The organism is Nonomuraea sp. MTCD27 (assembly GCF_041950495.1).
GTDB lineage: Bacteria > Actinomycetota > Actinomycetes > Streptosporangiales > Streptosporangiaceae > Nonomuraea.
The window spans coordinates 389,507-404,330 of the sequence record NZ_JBGNUW010000011.1 but is presented as its reverse complement, the minus strand read 5'-3'; the positions used below and the strand labels follow the sequence as shown (position 1 = coordinate 404,330).

General features: G+C 73.0%; 16 protein-coding genes. 7 read left to right on the top strand and 9 right to left on the bottom strand.

Features of this window, described 5'->3' with window-relative positions:
- Positions 1 to 326 precede the first annotated feature (326 nt).
- On the top strand, positions 327 to 1,628 hold the full coding sequence (locus tag ACBJ59_RS31615; RefSeq protein ID WP_375113859.1) for a hypothetical protein: 1,302 nt from the start codon (positions 327 to 329) through the stop codon (positions 1,626 to 1,628).
- A gap of 7 nt (positions 1,629 to 1,635) precedes the next feature.
- Here ACBJ59_RS31615 and ACBJ59_RS31610 read toward each other — a convergent pair whose 3' ends face one another.
- Together ACBJ59_RS31610 and ACBJ59_RS31605 are read right to left on the bottom strand one after the other, a co-directional pair.
- On the bottom strand, positions 1,636 to 2,580 hold the full coding sequence (locus ACBJ59_RS31610) for a teichoic acid biosynthesis protein C (RefSeq protein WP_375113858.1): 945 nt from the start codon (positions 2,578 to 2,580) through the stop codon (positions 1,636 to 1,638).
- 85 nt (positions 2,581 to 2,665) lie between these two features.
- Positions 2,666 to 3,940 carry an FG-GAP repeat domain-containing protein gene (locus ACBJ59_RS31605; RefSeq protein WP_375113857.1) on the bottom strand — a complete coding sequence of 425 codons (1,275 nt, stop codon included), beginning with the start codon at positions 3,938 to 3,940 and terminating at the stop codon, positions 2,666 to 2,668.
- Between the two features lie 76 nt (positions 3,941 to 4,016).
- On the opposite strand from ACBJ59_RS31605, the gene ACBJ59_RS31600 reads away from it, so the two are divergent.
- Both ACBJ59_RS31600 and ACBJ59_RS31595 read left to right on the top strand, forming a co-directional pair.
- A complete protein-coding gene (locus tag ACBJ59_RS31600; protein ID WP_375113856.1) occupies positions 4,017 to 4,649 on the top strand; it encodes a TetR/AcrR family transcriptional regulator in 633 nt (210 codons plus the stop codon).
- Positions 4,650 to 4,680: 31 nt separating this feature from the next.
- Positions 4,681 to 5,838, top strand: coding sequence for a cytochrome P450 (locus tag ACBJ59_RS31595; RefSeq protein ID WP_375113855.1), 1,158 nt, complete (start codon positions 4,681 to 4,683; stop codon positions 5,836 to 5,838).
- An 18-nt stretch (positions 5,839 to 5,856) separates the two neighbouring features.
- Here the strand turns inward: ACBJ59_RS31595 and ACBJ59_RS31590 are convergent, their stop codons facing one another.
- On the bottom strand, positions 5,857 to 6,756 hold the full coding sequence (locus tag ACBJ59_RS31590; protein WP_375113854.1) for a M56 family metallopeptidase: 900 nt from the start codon (positions 6,754 to 6,756) through the stop codon (positions 5,857 to 5,859).
- Positions 6,753 to 7,115, bottom strand: coding sequence for a BlaI/MecI/CopY family transcriptional regulator (locus ACBJ59_RS31585; RefSeq protein ID WP_375113853.1), 363 nt, complete (start codon positions 7,113 to 7,115; stop codon positions 6,753 to 6,755). Before ACBJ59_RS31585 ends, ACBJ59_RS31590 begins: the two co-directional genes overlap by 4 nt.
- A 250-nt stretch (positions 7,116 to 7,365) precedes the next feature.
- Between ACBJ59_RS31585 and ACBJ59_RS31580 the strand changes: the two genes are divergently transcribed.
- Entirely contained in the window at positions 7,366 to 8,034 is a 669-nt protein-coding gene (locus ACBJ59_RS31580; RefSeq protein ID WP_375113852.1) for a class I SAM-dependent methyltransferase, read from the top strand.
- Positions 8,031 to 9,113 carry a GNAT family N-acetyltransferase gene (locus ACBJ59_RS31575; protein WP_375113851.1) on the top strand — a complete coding sequence of 361 codons (1,083 nt, stop codon included), beginning with the start codon at positions 8,031 to 8,033 and terminating at the stop codon, positions 9,111 to 9,113. The genes ACBJ59_RS31580 and ACBJ59_RS31575 overlap by 4 nt, the downstream gene beginning before the upstream one ends.
- A gap of 120 nt (positions 9,114 to 9,233) precedes the next feature.
- On the opposite strand, the gene ACBJ59_RS31570 is transcribed toward ACBJ59_RS31575, so the two are convergent.
- On the bottom strand, positions 9,234 to 9,662 hold the full coding sequence (locus ACBJ59_RS31570) for a MerR family transcriptional regulator (protein WP_375113850.1): 429 nt from the start codon (positions 9,660 to 9,662) through the stop codon (positions 9,234 to 9,236).
- A gap of 52 nt (positions 9,663 to 9,714) precedes the next feature.
- On the opposite strand from ACBJ59_RS31570, the gene ACBJ59_RS31565 reads away from it, so the two are divergent.
- Positions 9,715 to 10,671: an NAD(P)/FAD-dependent oxidoreductase gene (locus ACBJ59_RS31565; RefSeq protein WP_375113849.1), complete on the top strand. Its 957-nt coding sequence runs from the start codon at positions 9,715 to 9,717 to the stop codon at positions 10,669 to 10,671.
- A gap of 115 nt (positions 10,672 to 10,786) precedes the next feature.
- Here ACBJ59_RS31565 and ACBJ59_RS31560 read toward each other — a convergent pair whose 3' ends face one another.
- Together ACBJ59_RS31560 and ACBJ59_RS31555 are read right to left on the bottom strand one after the other, a co-directional pair.
- Complete coding sequence (locus tag ACBJ59_RS31560; protein ID WP_375113848.1) at positions 10,787 to 11,500, bottom strand: GNAT family N-acetyltransferase; 714 nt, start codon at positions 11,498 to 11,500, stop codon at positions 10,787 to 10,789.
- A gap of 132 nt (positions 11,501 to 11,632) precedes the next feature.
- Positions 11,633 to 12,649, bottom strand: coding sequence for an MBL fold metallo-hydrolase (locus ACBJ59_RS31555; RefSeq protein ID WP_375113847.1), 1,017 nt, complete (start codon positions 12,647 to 12,649; stop codon positions 11,633 to 11,635).
- Positions 12,650 to 12,868: 219 nt separating this feature from the next.
- On the opposite strand from ACBJ59_RS31555, the gene ACBJ59_RS31550 reads away from it, so the two are divergent.
- On the top strand, positions 12,869 to 13,069 hold the full coding sequence (locus tag ACBJ59_RS31550) for a hypothetical protein (protein WP_375113846.1): 201 nt from the start codon (positions 12,869 to 12,871) through the stop codon (positions 13,067 to 13,069).
- Positions 13,070 to 13,430: 361 nt separating this feature from the next.
- Here ACBJ59_RS31550 and ACBJ59_RS31545 read toward each other — a convergent pair whose 3' ends face one another.
- Both ACBJ59_RS31545 and ACBJ59_RS31540 read right to left on the bottom strand, forming a co-directional pair.
- Positions 13,431 to 14,105: a DUF998 domain-containing protein gene (locus tag ACBJ59_RS31545; RefSeq protein ID WP_375113845.1), complete on the bottom strand. Its 675-nt coding sequence runs from the start codon at positions 14,103 to 14,105 to the stop codon at positions 13,431 to 13,433.
- Between the two features lie 3 nt (positions 14,106 to 14,108).
- Positions 14,109 to 14,756, bottom strand: a complete 648-nt coding sequence (locus ACBJ59_RS31540) for an SRPBCC domain-containing protein (protein ID WP_375113844.1) — start codon at positions 14,754 to 14,756, stop codon at positions 14,109 to 14,111.
- Positions 14,757 to 14,824 lie beyond the last annotated feature (68 nt).

The following is a 14,824-nucleotide window of genomic DNA, read 5'->3' as shown; positions in this document are numbered from 1 at the left end:
CGAGGTCGCGGATGGCCTGCAGGCCCGCCGGGATCGAGTCGTGCCGGAACCCGGCGGTCTTGGAGAACACCAGCACCTGATAGGCCGGATCCACGGGAACGGCGGTCAAACCGGCCGCCACGAGCGCCAGGGTCAGGAGTCTGTGCAGCATCGCCGCCTACCTCATGGTTGACAGGAAACCGTGACCGGAGGTTGTGGGTACGGGACTCGCTCTCGACCGTCGCCGCTCCGGCGGACTACGTCAAGACATGCGGGCCCCTTGCCCTGAAGGGAGATCGCGGAGACACTGCGTTCGAATCCGTGATCGAGACGGGACGGGAGGCGCCATGAGATGGCGTGCCGCGATCGCCGCGCTACTGATGACGCTCGTCCTGGGGGCGGCCGAGGCCCCCGGTGACCCCTCCTACGAGATCTGGCTGGTCGACCAGTCCGACACCGCCGGCCTCACCCACGGCGGCACCGTGTACGTCTACGGCGGCGGCGACGTCACCAGTCGGCTGTCCGCCGCCCGCCCGGCCGCCGTGATCGACCTGGCGGGCGCCACGTCGTCCCTGTGCCTGGCGAGCACCGGGCGCAACCCGGTCCGGCCGCACATGATCGTGTTCAACAAGGCCGACACCCACGCGGCGCTCGCCTTCGTCGCCAGCGGCCATGTGGTGATCTTCGACGCCGCCGCCCGCCGCCCGCTGGCCTGCCTGTCCACCGAGGTGGGCGCGGGCGGGGCCCGGCAGGCGCACGCCCTGTGGCCCACCGAGGACGACCGGTACCTCGTCATCGCCAACCAGAACGGCAAGAAGCTGGAGCGCATCCGCACCGACTACGCGACCGGCGCGTTCACCCAGGAGCCCGCGGCCACGCTCGACCTGGCGGGCTGCACCACCCCGAGCGGCGCGCCCTGCCAGGCACCGGGCATTCGCCCCGACAACGCGCCGATCTGCCCCTTCATCGCCTCCGACAACGGCCCCGTCTTCGTGAGCCTGCGCGGCGGCGGCATGTTCGTCGTGGACTGGCGGGCCACGCCGATGGCCGTCGTGGGGGAGTACGACCAGGACCACGTGCCCGCGAACGGCTGCGGCTTCGTCGAGGCGAAGGGCACCGTGTTCGGCGACGGGGGCGGCGGCACCGCGGCCAATCTCGACCAGTTCAGCGTCTTCCGGCTGCCGCGGAGCGGCTACTCCGCCTCGAACCCGCCGAACACGCCCTCCGTGCAGCGGCTCTACGACGACGACACACCCGAGCGCGACGCCCACGGGACCGCTGTCAGCGCCCGCGAACGCCACGTCTGGGTGGGCGACCGCGACGCCAACGTGGTCGAGGTCTTCGACGGCCGCACCGGCGCCCGCGTCAACACGGTGCCGCTGACGTCGCCGTACAGCGCCGACCCGACGGTGGACCTGTTCGCCTCGTCTCCCGACCGGGCCTGGGTGTTCGCCTCGACGCGCGGCCCGACCCCGCTCTCCGGCGACCCGCACTCCTCGCACGGCACCGATCCCGGCCTGCTGATCGTCCGCATGACGGACGAGGGGCGCGGCGGGCAGGTCCGCGGGCTGATCCCGATCAGCAACGTGGACGCGGCCGGCGCCGAGCGCGCCGACGCGCACGGCATCCGGGTACGGAACCTGCGCTGACCCGCCGTCAGACGAGTTCGGTCTTGTAGAAGATGTTGGCCAGGCGCGCCTTCTCCACGCCCGAGGCCAGCCCGAGGCACAGGCGCGGGGCGCCGGAGACGATCTGGATCGCCATGCCCTCCGGCTCCCGGTAGTCCAGCGACTTGCCGGCCACGCTCCGCGCGCGCTGGACCTGCTCTCCCGTGCGCAGGTCCAGGCAGGTGACGTAGGTGTTGCCCGGTGGCGGGTTCGTCTCGCCGTACGCGTTGCCGGTCAGCATGTAGACGAAGTTCCCGTAGGCCGCGTACCCCTGGAAGGTGCCCAGGCCCGACGGCTGGGCCACGTCGTGCAGCTTCGTCGGGGTGCCCGCCTTGACCGCCGCCAGCGAGTACACCGCGTAGCGGAACGTGCTTTCGCCCCGGTAACGCATGATCAGCCGGTTGGTCGACGGGTCGATCGCGCACGTGGTGTTGTTGGCGCCGGAGACCAGCGTGTACTTCGTGAGCGCCGACGACGTGGTCGTGAGCGTCTGGCCGTTGACGAACCGGAACCGGGCCAGCCTGCTGCCCCGAGAGGTCTCGCCGTCGCTCACCCCGTCGGTCTCCGTCCACAGGTACGCCGACGTTCCCGCCGGCTCGACCCCGATCTGGACGCCGTGGCCGAAGCCCAGGAGGTACATGTGGCCGAGGACCGCGCCGCTCAGGCTGAGCCTGGTCAGGCACAGGTCACCCGCCGCGTCGGAGCCGGCGCCGTTCTTGACCTGGACCGTGTAGATATGGCCGTTGACGTTGTCGAAGGCGAACGACTGCAGGACGGTCTCGTCGTACAGGGCCTTCTTCCAGATCAGCGAGGTCGAGGGGGCGGTCAGCTCGAACCGGCCCTCCGCCGCGGCGGCCGAGGCGGGCTCGGCGGCCGCGAGCGCGGCGGTCGCGGCGGCTCCCGCGCCGAGCCTGAGCAGGCCCCTGCGGGTCACGGGTGCATGAGAGGTCATTTCCACGTCCGTTCGGCCGGCCGGCATCTGATGATCAATCACCCTAGCGGCCGGTTCGTGACCCTGCTCACGGGGACAGACCGAACCGGGTCAGCACCTTCCGGCCGTCCGTCACGACGACTTCGAGGCCGTCCTCACCCGCGGTGAGGGCGAGCTCGTCGTCCCCGTCGCCGTCGTAGTCCCCCGACGTCAGCGGCACGGCCAGGCCCACCCCGCCGACGGCGCCGCCGGCGCGCAGGCCGCCCGCGCCGCCCCAGAACATCCGGACCGGGCGGGCCGGGGCACTGGCGGAGCCGCCGAAGGCGAGGTCGTCGCGGCCGTCACCGTCGAAGTCGCCGGCGACCGCCCGGCCCGCGGTGCCCTTGAACGCCTCCGTGCGGCCGTCCCCGTAGTAGAGGGTCAGCGTCCTGTCGACCGAGGGCTCCTCCGTCTCGTAGCCGGGCTCGTTGTTGCGGCTGCCGTCGTCGCCGACGGCCACGTCCCGCGTGCCGTCGCCGTCGAAGTCGCCGAACGCGGCGGACATGCCCGGGTTCAGCCGGCGGCCCGTCTTCGCCAGGCCGCCGGGCCCGGCGCTGAGCAGCCAGCCGGCGGTCTGCTCGCCGTCGTCGCCCTCGTACACGATCAGCCCTGTCGCGCGCCGCCCGTCGATCCGGTCCACGCTCATCCGCCAGAACTCCCCGCCGGTCGGCGACGGCTGGACGCTCCGGCGGCTCGGGCTCCCGTCGCGGCCGAACGGGCCGTACAGGACCGCCAGGTTCGTGTCGGTCCGGCCGCTGCCGGGCGGGCTGGACATCGCCACGTCGGCGGCGCCGTCGCCGTCGAAGTCACCGGCGACGGCCCGGTAGGTCGCCACGTCGCTCTCGGCGGGCAGCGGCACCGGGGTCGGCGGCCTCCCGGCCCCGAGGCCGCGCGGATCGCCCCACATGACGTACGGGCGCATCCGCTCGTCGCGGTCGCCCGGCCGGCCGTATCCCAGCACGTCACCGAAGCCGTCGCCGTCGAGGTCGGCCCTGATGCCGGAGTCGATCTGCCAGGAGAGGAACGTGTCCGGCGGGATCACCGTGCGTTCGCCCCGGCCCAGGCCCCGGGACGAGCCGTGGACGGCCACGAGGTGGCGCCGGTCCCCGCGCCGGTCGCCGACCTCGACGACCAGATCCGCGCGGCCGTCGCCGTCGATGTCGTCGGCCCGCCCGCCTTCGGCATGGCGCGGTGCCGGGCTCGTGGGGGCGGGGGAGACCGTCGTGGACGGGGACCCGGACGCGGGCGCGGATCGGGGCGCGTCGCCGCATCCGGCGAGCGGCAGGAGCGCCACCGCCAGCCAGGCCGTCACCCTTCGCAGCACAGCCCTTGAGCTTAGTGCGCCGTCGCGACGGTCTCCGTTCTTGCCGATGGCTGACCATTTGGTTAGTATGCTGATCATGCGGTCAGCAAATAACGACGACCTCACGGCGCGGGCCCGGATCAGGAACGCGGCCCTGGAGCTGTTCGGCGCCGAGGGCGTCAACCGGGTCAGCCTGCGGGCGGTCGCCGCCCGGGCCGGCGTGTCCCATGCTCTCGTGCTGCACCATTTCGGCACCAAGGAGGGGCTGCGCGAGGAGTGCGACGCCTACGTGATCTCGCTGGTGCGCGGCGGCCCGGGGGTGGAGGCGCTGGACGACGCGGCGGGGCTGGGGGCGCTGCTGGACGCGGGCACCTCCGTGCGGCGTTACCTGGCGCGCGCGTTCCTCGACGGCACGCCGGCGGCCGCCGCCCTGTTCGACGAGATCGTCGAGGTGACCGGGCGGTGGCTGGAGGAGGGCGTGCGCGAGGGGTGGGCGCACCCCAGCGAGGACCCGCGGGCCCGGGCGGCGATCTACGTGACGTGGCTGCTGGCCCCGCTGGCCTTCGGCGAGCACCTGTCCCGGGTGCTGGGCGTGGCCGACCTGCACGGCACGGACGCGACGTTGCAGTACTCCAGGGCCGCCATAGAGATCTTCACGCGTGGCCTGTTCGCCGACGACCGGGCCCTCGCCGCCTGGGACGCGGTCAGGAAAGAGCGGGGCGCACCGTGAAGGCGCCGATCCTCCCCACATTGGAGCGACCATGACCAGCATCACCGGCCTGCTGACCGCCACCGACCGGGACGCGTTCCTGACCGGCCTGGCCGAGGACGGCCCGGTCCGTCCGGGCACGTACGTGGACGGCACCCCCATCTGGCTGGTGACCGGCTATCCGGAGAGCGTCACGGTGCTGACCGACCCCCGGTTCAGCAGCGACGTCACCAAACAGGCCAAGATCGACCTGGCCGCGGCCGCCGGGCTGCCGGCGGACGTGGCGCCATACCTGATGCACACCCTGGGCGTGTACGACCCGCCGGACCACACCCGGCTGCGCCGGCTCGTGTCACGCGAGTTCACCGCCCGCAGGATCGAACACCTGCGCCCCCGGATCCAGGAGATCGCCGGTGAACTGCTGTCCGGCCTGCCGGTGGAGTTCGACCTCATCGAGCGGTTCGCGTACCCGCTGCCGATCCAGGTCATCTGCGAGCTGCTCGGCGTCCCGGCGGCGGACCGCGACACCTGGCGGGCCTGGGCCGCCGACCTCGGCGCCCCCGACCTCGACCGGATCGCGTCCGGGGCCAGGGGGCTGGTCGGCTACATGCGCGGGCTGATCGCCGCCAAGAGGGCCGCCCCGGCCGGCGACCTGCTGTCCGGGCTGGTACGCGTGCAGGAGGACGACGGCGACCGGCTCAGCGACGAGGAGTTGATCTCCATGTCCATCAGCATCCTGGTCGCCGGCCACGAGACCACGGTCGGGCTCATCAGCCAGAGCGCCTGGCTGCTGCTCACCCGCTCCCTCGAACTCGGGGCCGTCCCCGAGGCGGTGGAGGAGTTCCTGCGCTACGGCGGGCCCGCCGAGATCGCCGTCATGCGCTACACCCTGGAGCCCGTGGAGATCGGCGGCGTGACCATCCCGGAGGGGGAGGCGGTGCAGGTGGTGTACGCGGCGGCCAACCGGGACCCGCGCCGCTTCGACCGGCCCGACCGGCTCGACCTCCGCCGCCAGGACAACGGCCATCTCGGGTTCGGGCACGGCATCCACTACTGCCTGGGGGCGGCGCTGGCCCGCGCCGAGACGCAGATCGCGCTCACCGCCCTCCTCGACCGGTTCCCGGCCCTGGAGCTGGCCGTGCCCGCCGGCGAGATCGGCTGGCAGCCGGGTTTCAAGCGAGCTCTCACCAGCCTCCCCGTCCGCACCTGACCGGCCCGACCGGCGCGCTCACACGAGGAGGAGCATCAGGCTGACGTGATGGGTGAGGGTGGGGGAGATGGCGCCGCCGGTGGCCATCCACGCGCCCCCGAGCAGGACCGGCCCGGTGAAACGGGAGTTCGGGGGCGTCTGCTCCAGCAGTGCCTGGACCCGCCGGGTGACGTGCGATCCGGCCAGGGCGAGCCCCCGGCGGGTGCGGTGCGGGCCGGCCAGGGTGGGCCCCCGGGAGTCGTTCGCCTGCGCCAGCGCCACCCGGGCGATCGTGCGGGCGGTCAGCACCCGATCGCCCACCGCGCGGGCGGCGTCCTCGTCGGCCCAGCGCTCCAGGGCGTAGCGCAGCGCCCGGTACGGATACGCGAGGCCGGGGAAGACGCGGGTGCAGGCCGAGCCGGCCATCAGGTAGAGATGGTGCCGGCGCCGGATGTGGGCGGCCTCGTGCCGGAGGACGACCTCGAGCTCGCGCCGGGACAGCAGCTCGACCAGCCCCCGGGAGAGCACCACCCCGCCGTCGCGGCCCGGCACGGCCAGGGCGAAGGGCCGGTCGCCGGGGACGACGCCCGTTCCGAGAGCCCTGGCGTCGCGGAACTCGGCGCGCCACTTCAGCACCGTATGCCCCACCGCCACGGCGATGAGCACCAGGAGGGCGGCGGCGGACACCCCCACGGGAAGGGGGACCCGGCCGTGATCGGCCAGGGCGCGGCCGGCCAGGGTGGCCTGGGCGGGCGACTGCGTGCTGATCGCCAGCACGACGAGGAAGGCCAGCGACCCCAGCACGGCCAGCGCGGAGGCGCCGGTGAGCAGGAGCAGGATCCGGGCCGTCCAGGCGGGGTGCATGCGCGGCTGCCGCCAGGCCACGACGAGGGTGCCGAGGGCCAGCAGCACCGTGGGCGCGTACGTCGTCAGGTTCACGGCCGGCTCCCCGGCTCGTCGAGCAGCGCGCGCAGGGCTTCCTCCTCCATGGGGCTCAGGCCGTGGACGAACTGGCTGAGCACCGCCGACGGGTTGTGCGCCAGGCGCAGGTGGCCGAACATGCGCTCCGCCGCCAGCCCCGATTCGTCGGCGGTCAGCCGGTAGCCGTAGGCCCGCCCCCGCTTCTCGCGGTCCACCATGTTCTTGTCCAGCAGCCGGAACAGGATCGTGTTCACCGTGGTGTAGGCCGGATCGCCCTCCAGCCGGTCACAGATGTCGGCCGGTGAGAGGAACCCTTCGGCGCCGGCCAGCACGGCGAGCACCTCGGCCTCCAGCTGTCCCAGCTTCCGACGCGACATCGACTGCACCCCGATCATCCTGTACTGAGCGTTCGAGCGCGTACCCACGCCACTTCTGCCAAGCGGTTCGGATCGCACCCGCCAAATTTACGACATCTGTAATAGAACGGAGAGGGGACGCGATCGGCGGGCGCGCATAACTATTACACGTGTAGTAGCTTGTGGTTCATGCCCCCGTTCCGGCCGCGTCAGGCGCGTCAGTCCTGCCCCCGCGCCCGCCGTCGGCCCGGATGCGATCCCAAGGAGCGACATGGCCAAGGCGGGCGACGCCCTCCATCGCGCATTCTTCGGCCTGCTGTCCCGTCTTCCCACCGCGAGCGCGCAGGCCTCGGTGCGCCGCTACTTCGACTGGTGGCACCGCAAACAGGACCCGTGGCACTACACCAGCGACACCTATGAGAAAGACCGGCACGCCGCGCTGCTCTCGTGCCTGCCCCGGCGCGACTACGGCCGCATCCTCGACGTCGGCTGCAGCGAGGGCTTCTTCACCGATCTCGTGGCCCTGTCCCATCCGGGCGCGGAGACGGTCGGCGTGGACGTCTCCTCCCAGGCCGTGCGCAGCGCGACCGTCCGGGCCTCCTCGCCGGCCCGCTTCGAATGCCTGGACATCCGCCACCAGGCGCCCACCGGGCAGTTCGACCTGGTGATCTGCACCGAGATGCTCTACTACGTGGGCAACGGCCGCATCCTGCGCCAGGTGTCGCACCGGCTGAGCGGCCTGCTGAGCCCCGGCGGCGTGCTGGTGGCCTCCCATCCGTGGCCCGAGTCCAGGCGGCTGCACCGCCACTTCTCCCTGGCCGCGCCGCTGCGGCCGATCGGGGAGCGCGTCATGCCGCACGCCGACCGCTCGTACGCGATCTCCCTGTACGAACGCACCGGGCGGGCCTCCCGCCCGCGCGACGCGGTGGGCGACCGATGAGGATCACCGTCGTCGCCGCCTCCGACCTCGGGGCCGGCGAGCTGGACGCCTGGCGGGCCCTGCTGGGAGCGGGGCCCGGGCTGGTCAACCCGTTCCTGTGCCCGGAGTTCACGGTCGCGGTCGCGCGGCAGCGGCCGTACGTACGGATCGCCGTGATCGAGGACGGCGGCCGGATCGTGGGCTTCTTCCCGTTCGAGCGCCACCGGTTCGGCACCGGCAAGCCCGTCGGCGCGGGCCTGACCGACGCGCAGGGCGCAATCCTGGCCCCCGGCGTCGAGCTCGAACCGGCCCGCCTGCTCAGCGCGTGCGGCCTGAGCGTGTGGGAGTTCGACCACCTGCGGCCCGACCAGTTCCCCGCCCACCACGCCAGCCGCCACCCCTCGCCGATCATCGACCTGCGCGGCGGATACGACGCCTATCTGGCCCACCTCACCCGGACCTCCGGCAAGACCTACCGGTCCACCGCCTACAAGGAGCGAAAGCTGGGGCGCGACGCCGGCGAGGTGCGGCACGACTTCGGCGTCGCCGACCCGGCCGTCCTGGGCACGCTGCTCGACTGGAAGAGCCGGCAATACCAGCGCACCGGCCGCACCGACCGCTTCGCGCAACCGTGGATCACCCGCCTGGTCCACGACCTGCTCCGCGTCGACACCCCGGGCTTCGCGGGCGTGCTCGACATGCTCTACGCCGGCGACCGGCCCGTCGCCGGCCATTTCGGCCTGCGCAGCGACACCGTGCTGGCCGGCTGGTTCCCCGCCTACGACCTCGCCTTCGCCCGCTACTCGCCCGGTCTCATCCAGCATCTCGCCATGGCGAGGGAGGCGGCGCGCGCCGGGATTCTCGTCGTGGACATGGGCCGGGGCGACAAGGAGTACAAGGACAAGCTCAAGAACGGCGAGTTCGAGGTCGCCGAGGGGCGGCTCGCCCGGCCGACCGTGTCGGCGGGCCTGCACTGGGTGCGCCGGACCCCGATCCGGGGCCTGCGCAACACCGTGCTGAGCAGCCCGCGCCTGCTCCGGCCCGCGGACCGGGTGCTCAAGGCCTACGGCCGGCTGCGCACGGGCCTGCGCGGCAGCTGACCCGAGCCTGCCCTCCGGCAGCTGACCCGAGCCTCCCCTCCGGCGGAAGGCCGAGCCTCCCCTCCGGCGGAAGGCCGAGCCTCCCCTCCGGCGGAAGGCCGGGGTGGGAGCCGGTGCCGGTCAGATCACGCACGTGTCCCCGGGCTGGTCGTGCGGCGCGGTGGCGCTCTCGACCATGCGCCGGTAGTCGGGGCACTGGGTGAAGTCCTCCGCGCCGCACTCCATGAGGTGCTCGATCAGCCGCTTCGACGCCGCGATCTCCTGAAGCTTGCGTTCCAGCTCGGCGTGCTGCGCCTGGAGGAGCGCGCGGCGCTCGGCCCGGCCGGTGGCGTCGAGCACCTCCCGGATCTGGTCCAGGCTCATCCCGCCCGCCTTGGCCCGGATGATCGTCAGAACGCGCACGACGTGGTCACGGGTGTAGCGGCGGCGCCCGTTCACGCGGGCGGCCGGCGTCAGCAGGCCCATCGCCTCCCAGTGGCGCAGGACGTGCGGGGCGAGATCGAAGCGCTCGGCGAGCTCCCCGATCCGCATCGATTCGCTTGACCTCATGTTGACATTAACTTGCAGACTTGCCTCCACGTCAACCGAACGGAGGCCTGACATGCACGCAGGCATGTACGACGTCGCGATAGTCGGCGGCGGCCCGGCCGGCATGGCCGCCGCGCTCACCCTGGGCCGCGCCCACCGCCCGGTCCTCCTGACCGACGCCGGGCCCGGCCGCAACGCGCCGGCCGAGGCGGTGCACAACTTCCTGACCCGCGACGGCACTCCCCCCGGCGAGCTGCGCGAGCTCGGCCGCAAGGAACTGGCCGCCTACCCGTCGGTCGTGATCCGGGAGGAAGCGGTCGCCGGCGTCCGCGTCGTGGGCGGCGGCGTGTTCCGGCTGGAGCAGGCGGGCGGGGGGACGGTGGACGCGCGGCGGCTCCTGCTGGCCACCGGGCTGGCCGACGAGCTCCCCGGCCCGCGCGGCGTCGAGGCGCTGTGGGGCCGCTCCGCCTTCCACTGCCCGTACTGCCACGGCTACGAGTGCACCGGCGAGCCGGTCGCGGTGATCGGCGCGGACCCGGCCCGCGTACGGCTGGCGCTGCAACTCAGCCGCTTCGCCGGCGACGTCGCCCTGTGCACCGAAGGCGCGCCGCTCGACGCCACCGCGAGGGCCAGGCTGGAGGCCGCGGGGGTCACCGTGCGCTGCGAGGCCGTCGCCCGCCTGGAGGCGACGGGCGACCGGCTCGACCAGATCGTGTTCGAGAGCGGCCCGCCGCTGGCCAGGGCGGCGGTGTTCGTCGTCAACGTGCCCCGCCAGCGGTCCGGGCTGGCCGCCCTCCTCGGCTGCGCGTCCTTCCCCGACGGGTGCGTGGAGGTGGACGAGTTCGGCCGGACCAGCGTGCCCGGCGTGTACGCGGCGGGCGACATGGCGCGGCGGGCCACCGTACCGGTGCCGCTGGCCGCCGTGGTCAGCGCCGCCGCGAGCGGCACCGTCGCCGGCGCGGTCCTCGACCAGGACCTGGTCAGCGCCGACTTCGACCTGCCCGACCCGTTCGCGCGGAAGAGGGGGTGAGCCTCATGCCCGCCGAACTCACCCGGACGGCGCCGCCGAAGGCGGGCAACGTGGTGCTCAGCGGAGGCAGGACCCTCGGATGGTGCTCAGCGGAGCGAGGGCGCTCGGACGGTGCTCAGCGGAGCGAGATGAACAGCGCCTCGCCCACCTTGCGGTAGCCGACGCGGGCATAGACCTGGGCGGCGGCGTCGTCGGCGGGCGTGAGGTAGAGCGTCGCGACCTCGGGGCCCGCCGCCGCACGCGTCAGCGCCGCCGTGACCGCCCGCCCGATCCCCCGGCGCCGGTACGGCTTGCGCACCGCGATGCCGGCGACCTCGGCGACGCCCTGATGCGGGCTCCCGACCTGACCGCCGCCGACGACCTCACCGGTCTCCGCGTCCACGGCGGCGGCCACGAGCCCACCGCCGTCCAGGACCCCCCGGAGGCGCGCGACGTCGTGGTCGTTCGCCTCCGGGGCCTCGAACGCCTCGTTCATCACCACGGCGACCTGCCGGAGCCGCGGCTCGTCACGTACGAGCTCGACCCGTACCGCCCCCGGCCCGTCCGCATCCGCCACCTCGTCCGGCGAGCACACCAGCAGCGGGTAGCGGGCCTCGGGCGTGAACCCGGCCGCGAGCAGCGCGTCCTCCACCTTGGGCGCGGCGGCCGGCACGTATTCCAGCCGCGGCGTCCGGCCCCGCTCGCGGAACAGCGCGACCAGCCCGGCGACCTCGTCAGAGGTGGGCGCGCTGTCGTCGTCGGGGATGGCGTAGTTGAACGGGAGCGCGTCGTCATGCTCGTCGATGCGGGCCAGGAACGGCCCGGTCCGCCGGGCCTGCGGCCCTGCCATTGACCTGAGATAGGCATGTACGTCGGCTGCCAGCACGCGAGATCCTCCCCGAGACGTCGATCAGCACAAGTTAGGTCCCCGACGGATCCGGCGACAACTGGTTTGCCGCGGCCGGCGTTTCGTGGCGCCGGCCTACCGCCCCTGGTCCGAGGCGATGCGGCCGCGCAACATCGCCTCCATGACCCGCATGAAGCGCTGCGCCCGGTCACGCCCGATGACGAACGGGTTCCCGCCGGACCCCCCGCGCAACTCCTCCATCCGGGCCAGGCCGTGGTCGCTCTGCCCGTGATTGTTGAGCTCGACGTCCACGCCCGCCCGCCTCATCCGGGCGGCGAACGAGAGCACGGAGGAGAGATAGGTCCGCTTGTCCGCGGTAGCCGTGGGCGGGTTCGTGCCGCCCCACAACATCGCGGTAAACCGCCGGCCCTTCCAGCGCACGGGGAAGATCGGCGAGACGGTGCCCGGGGTGTGACCGGGCGTGTGGTGGAGGGTGACCGTCGTGTCGCCGAGCGTCAGCCGCCCGCCGTCGGCGATCTCCAGGTCCCGGTCGGGGGCGTGGGCCGGGGAGCCGGCGGCGACGAGGTCCCAGTCGGCCCGGGCCATCATGACGCGGGCGCCGTACCGGTCGGCGAGGTACTGGGCGCCGCCGAAGTGGTCGCTGTGACCGTGGGCGGCGACCACGTACTTGATCGTCGAAGGGTCCACTCCCACGGAACGCAGCCCCGGGACGATGACCTTCCTGGCCTCGTCCGGCGAGCTCAGCGCGTCGATGAGGATCACGCCGGCGGACGTGAGGACCGCCGTGGCCGAGACGAAGCCGGTGCTCAGCACCGCCACGTTGTCGAAGATCCGCAGCGGCTTCGGAGCCCGCACGGACGGCGCCTGGCTGCCCGGGGTGAGGGCCCTGACGAGGGCCCGCGACACCGGATCGTCGCCGGCCAGCCGGGCCGCGCGGGCGTAGTGGTCGCGTGCCGCCTTGGGCTCGGCGGCCGACGCCTCCGCCGCGCGCCCGGCCAGCGGCAGGAGCGTCGCGGCCGCCAGCAGCGCACGGCGGGACGGGACGGACAACTCGAAGGACATGCGGGCGATACCTGCTTTCACTGCGCGGCGGTGGACGTCGATCCCGCCCAGCAGAGCAGAGCCGATCATGTGGTGTCCAATATTGGTATCGCTCACGAGCCGATACGGGAATCCATATCGATCCAGGTCAGGACGGGCATGTTCCGGCGGGTCGGCCGTCCGCGCCGGGCACGTCCCGCCTCGGTCCGGCAGGTGTCGCTACGGCAGGCGGTATCACGTCATGGTCACAGTCACTTCCATAGATCGCCTTGGTAGGATGATCACGCAACTCTCCCCATGCAGAGAGAGATGATCATGAGCGACAGTCCCGGACCTGTGGATCACAAGCAGGAAGCGCTCAACGCACTCGCCGCCGCTCGCAGTACGTACACCGACCGAAGCGACACCCCCAATGCGATGGTGGAGCTCATCGCCGACCAGATCCCCGCGCTCGTCCACGCCCTGCTGTACGTCGGAGATCAACTCGCCGCCAAGGGAGAGCCCCGATGACCGCGGTGGCGGCGCCTGGGGCTCGTGCCCGCAGGGCGTAGCACGCGGCCGGCTCCGCACGCGGTGCCGTTCCTGGCCCGTCTGGCCGCCCACCAGTCCACCCCCGGCCCCGAGAACCATCCTGGCCCTGCTCGCCTCCCTGGCCCTCGGCTACGAGGAAGGGCGTCTCCCGGCCGGGGTGGACAGCGCCCCCAGCGGGCTGCTGTCCGATGCGGACCCCCCGGTCAGGACGCAGGCCGCGTACCTCGTCGGGTGGTTCCCTGAGGAGGCGCCCGCCCGCGCCGCCGCCCTCCTCCCCCAGGCCGGCGGTGGACGCCGTCGCCGGCCTGGGGGAGGAGGCGTGGGTGCGAACGGGAGGCCCTCAGTCCCCGTCCGGCCGGGTGAGCAGGCGTGCGGCCAGCAGCGACGTCCAGATCAGGACGAGCGCGATCGCGACGGCGAAGGCGATGTTGGCCGCCCGGGAACCCTGCAACGCGAACACCGAGACCCAGCCCGCCAGGAAGAGCGCCCCCGTCACCGCGCTGAAGGTCGCCCAACTCCGGTTGCCGGCCGCGGCGAACCTCCGGGCGAACACGAAGCACGCGGCGATCAGCGCGAGGAAGGCGATTCCGGCGACGAGGAAGTGCATCATCCCGCTCACGCTCACGGTCGTCGGCGGCCCGGCGGGGGTCCCCGGCGGGAAACCGTCGGAGGGGTCGGCGGAGAAGAACGCCGCGGCGACCATCCCCGCGCCGAGGACGCCGATCAGCAGCGGCCCCCACGTACGCCCCGGCCCGGCCGTCCGGCGGAGCACCTGGCGCAGCCCGATCGCGCACGCCACGAACAGCAGGCCGGTGGCCATGAAGTTGGCGATCTGGATCCAGCCCTGCGCGCCGTTGCTCAGCATGCTGGCCGGGTGCCGGCTGATGTCGTACCCGTCCCTGGTGAGCATCTGCAGCAGGACCACGACGATGTAGAGCGGGCCGGCGACGATTCCGGAGATCAGCAGCGCCCTGGTCGGCTCGGCGACCGTGGTGGTGGCGAGGTTGTCGGCCATCGGTCAGCCGCCCTGCTCCGGCGCGAACTGCTGCACCCCGAACGCGATCGCCGCGGCGATGTCCTCGTCGCTGGTTCCCCAGGCGGCCTGGATCGCGGCGCCCCAGGCATGGCAGCTCCGCGTGGCGAACTCCTTGGCCTCCGAGGTGTCCTCCCAGGTCGCGGGGTCGAACGTGACGCCGCGGAGGTGGAGGTCGAGGCCGAGCAGCGTGAGGTCCCAGCCGCCGCCGATCCCGATCGTGCCGCCGGGCCCGTACGTGCGCACCAGCTCGTCGACGATCTCGGCGGGCGAGGAGTGCACCAGCTCCAGGACGGTGCCGCCGCCGTCGCCCGGCGCGAGGCGCACCTCGACCTCGGTGAGCATGCCCTCCCCCAGGGCCCAGGTCACCTTGATCAGGGTGGGCTCCTCGCAGCGCAGGATCGTGCCGCCGGCGTTGCCCTTGAGCTGGTACGTGCCGCCGAGCCGCAGGTCGCCGTCGATCGGGGCCAGCCACCGGCCGATCCTCGCGGGGTCGGTGCAGGCGTTCCAGACGTCGTCGATCGTGGCGTCGTACGTGCGGCGCAGCAGCAGCGAACGCCCCTCGCCGGTGGTGAGCGGATGGTCGCCGACCTCTCGGTGGGTGGCGTTGATCTGGTTGACGATGTCGATCACGGTTCTTCCTCGCTCTCCGTAGACGGTGGGCTGCCTGGAGGCGGCGTCCCGGCACTGTCCTCAGGCTG

What these genes read in the sequence shown, in the direction of transcription:
- ACBJ59_RS31545 (WP_375113845.1), bottom strand. Translation starts at nt 14,105, where the DNA reads ATGGCCGACAACCTCGCCACCACCACGGTCGCCGAGCCGACCAGGGCG.
- ACBJ59_RS31595 (WP_375113855.1), top strand. Translation starts at nt 4,681, where the DNA reads ATGACCAGCATCACCGGCCTGCTGACCGCCACCGACCGGGACGCGTTC.
- ACBJ59_RS31600 (WP_375113856.1), top strand. Translation starts at nt 4,017, where the DNA reads ATGCGGTCAGCAAATAACGACGACCTCACGGCGCGGGCCCGGATCAGG.
- ACBJ59_RS31585 (WP_375113853.1), bottom strand. Translation starts at nt 7,115, where the DNA reads ATGTCGCGTCGGAAGCTGGGACAGCTGGAGGCCGAGGTGCTCGCCGTG.
- ACBJ59_RS31555 (WP_375113847.1), bottom strand. Translation starts at nt 12,649, where the DNA reads ATGATCGGCTCTGCTCTGCTGGGCGGGATCGACGTCCACCGCCGCGCA.
- ACBJ59_RS31565 (WP_375113849.1), top strand. Translation starts at nt 9,715, where the DNA reads ATGCACGCAGGCATGTACGACGTCGCGATAGTCGGCGGCGGCCCGGCC.
- ACBJ59_RS31615 (WP_375113859.1), top strand. Translation starts at nt 327, where the DNA reads ATGAGATGGCGTGCCGCGATCGCCGCGCTACTGATGACGCTCGTCCTG.
- ACBJ59_RS31580 (WP_375113852.1), top strand. Translation starts at nt 7,366, where the DNA reads ATGGCCAAGGCGGGCGACGCCCTCCATCGCGCATTCTTCGGCCTGCTG.
- ACBJ59_RS31560 (WP_375113848.1), bottom strand. Translation starts at nt 11,500, where the DNA reads ATGGCAGGGCCGCAGGCCCGGCGGACCGGGCCGTTCCTGGCCCGCATC.
- ACBJ59_RS31575 (WP_375113851.1), top strand. Translation starts at nt 8,031, where the DNA reads ATGAGGATCACCGTCGTCGCCGCCTCCGACCTCGGGGCCGGCGAGCTG.
- ACBJ59_RS31570 (WP_375113850.1), bottom strand. Translation starts at nt 9,662, where the DNA reads ATGAGGTCAAGCGAATCGATGCGGATCGGGGAGCTCGCCGAGCGCTTC.
- ACBJ59_RS31550 (WP_375113846.1), top strand. Translation starts at nt 12,869, where the DNA reads ATGATCATGAGCGACAGTCCCGGACCTGTGGATCACAAGCAGGAAGCG.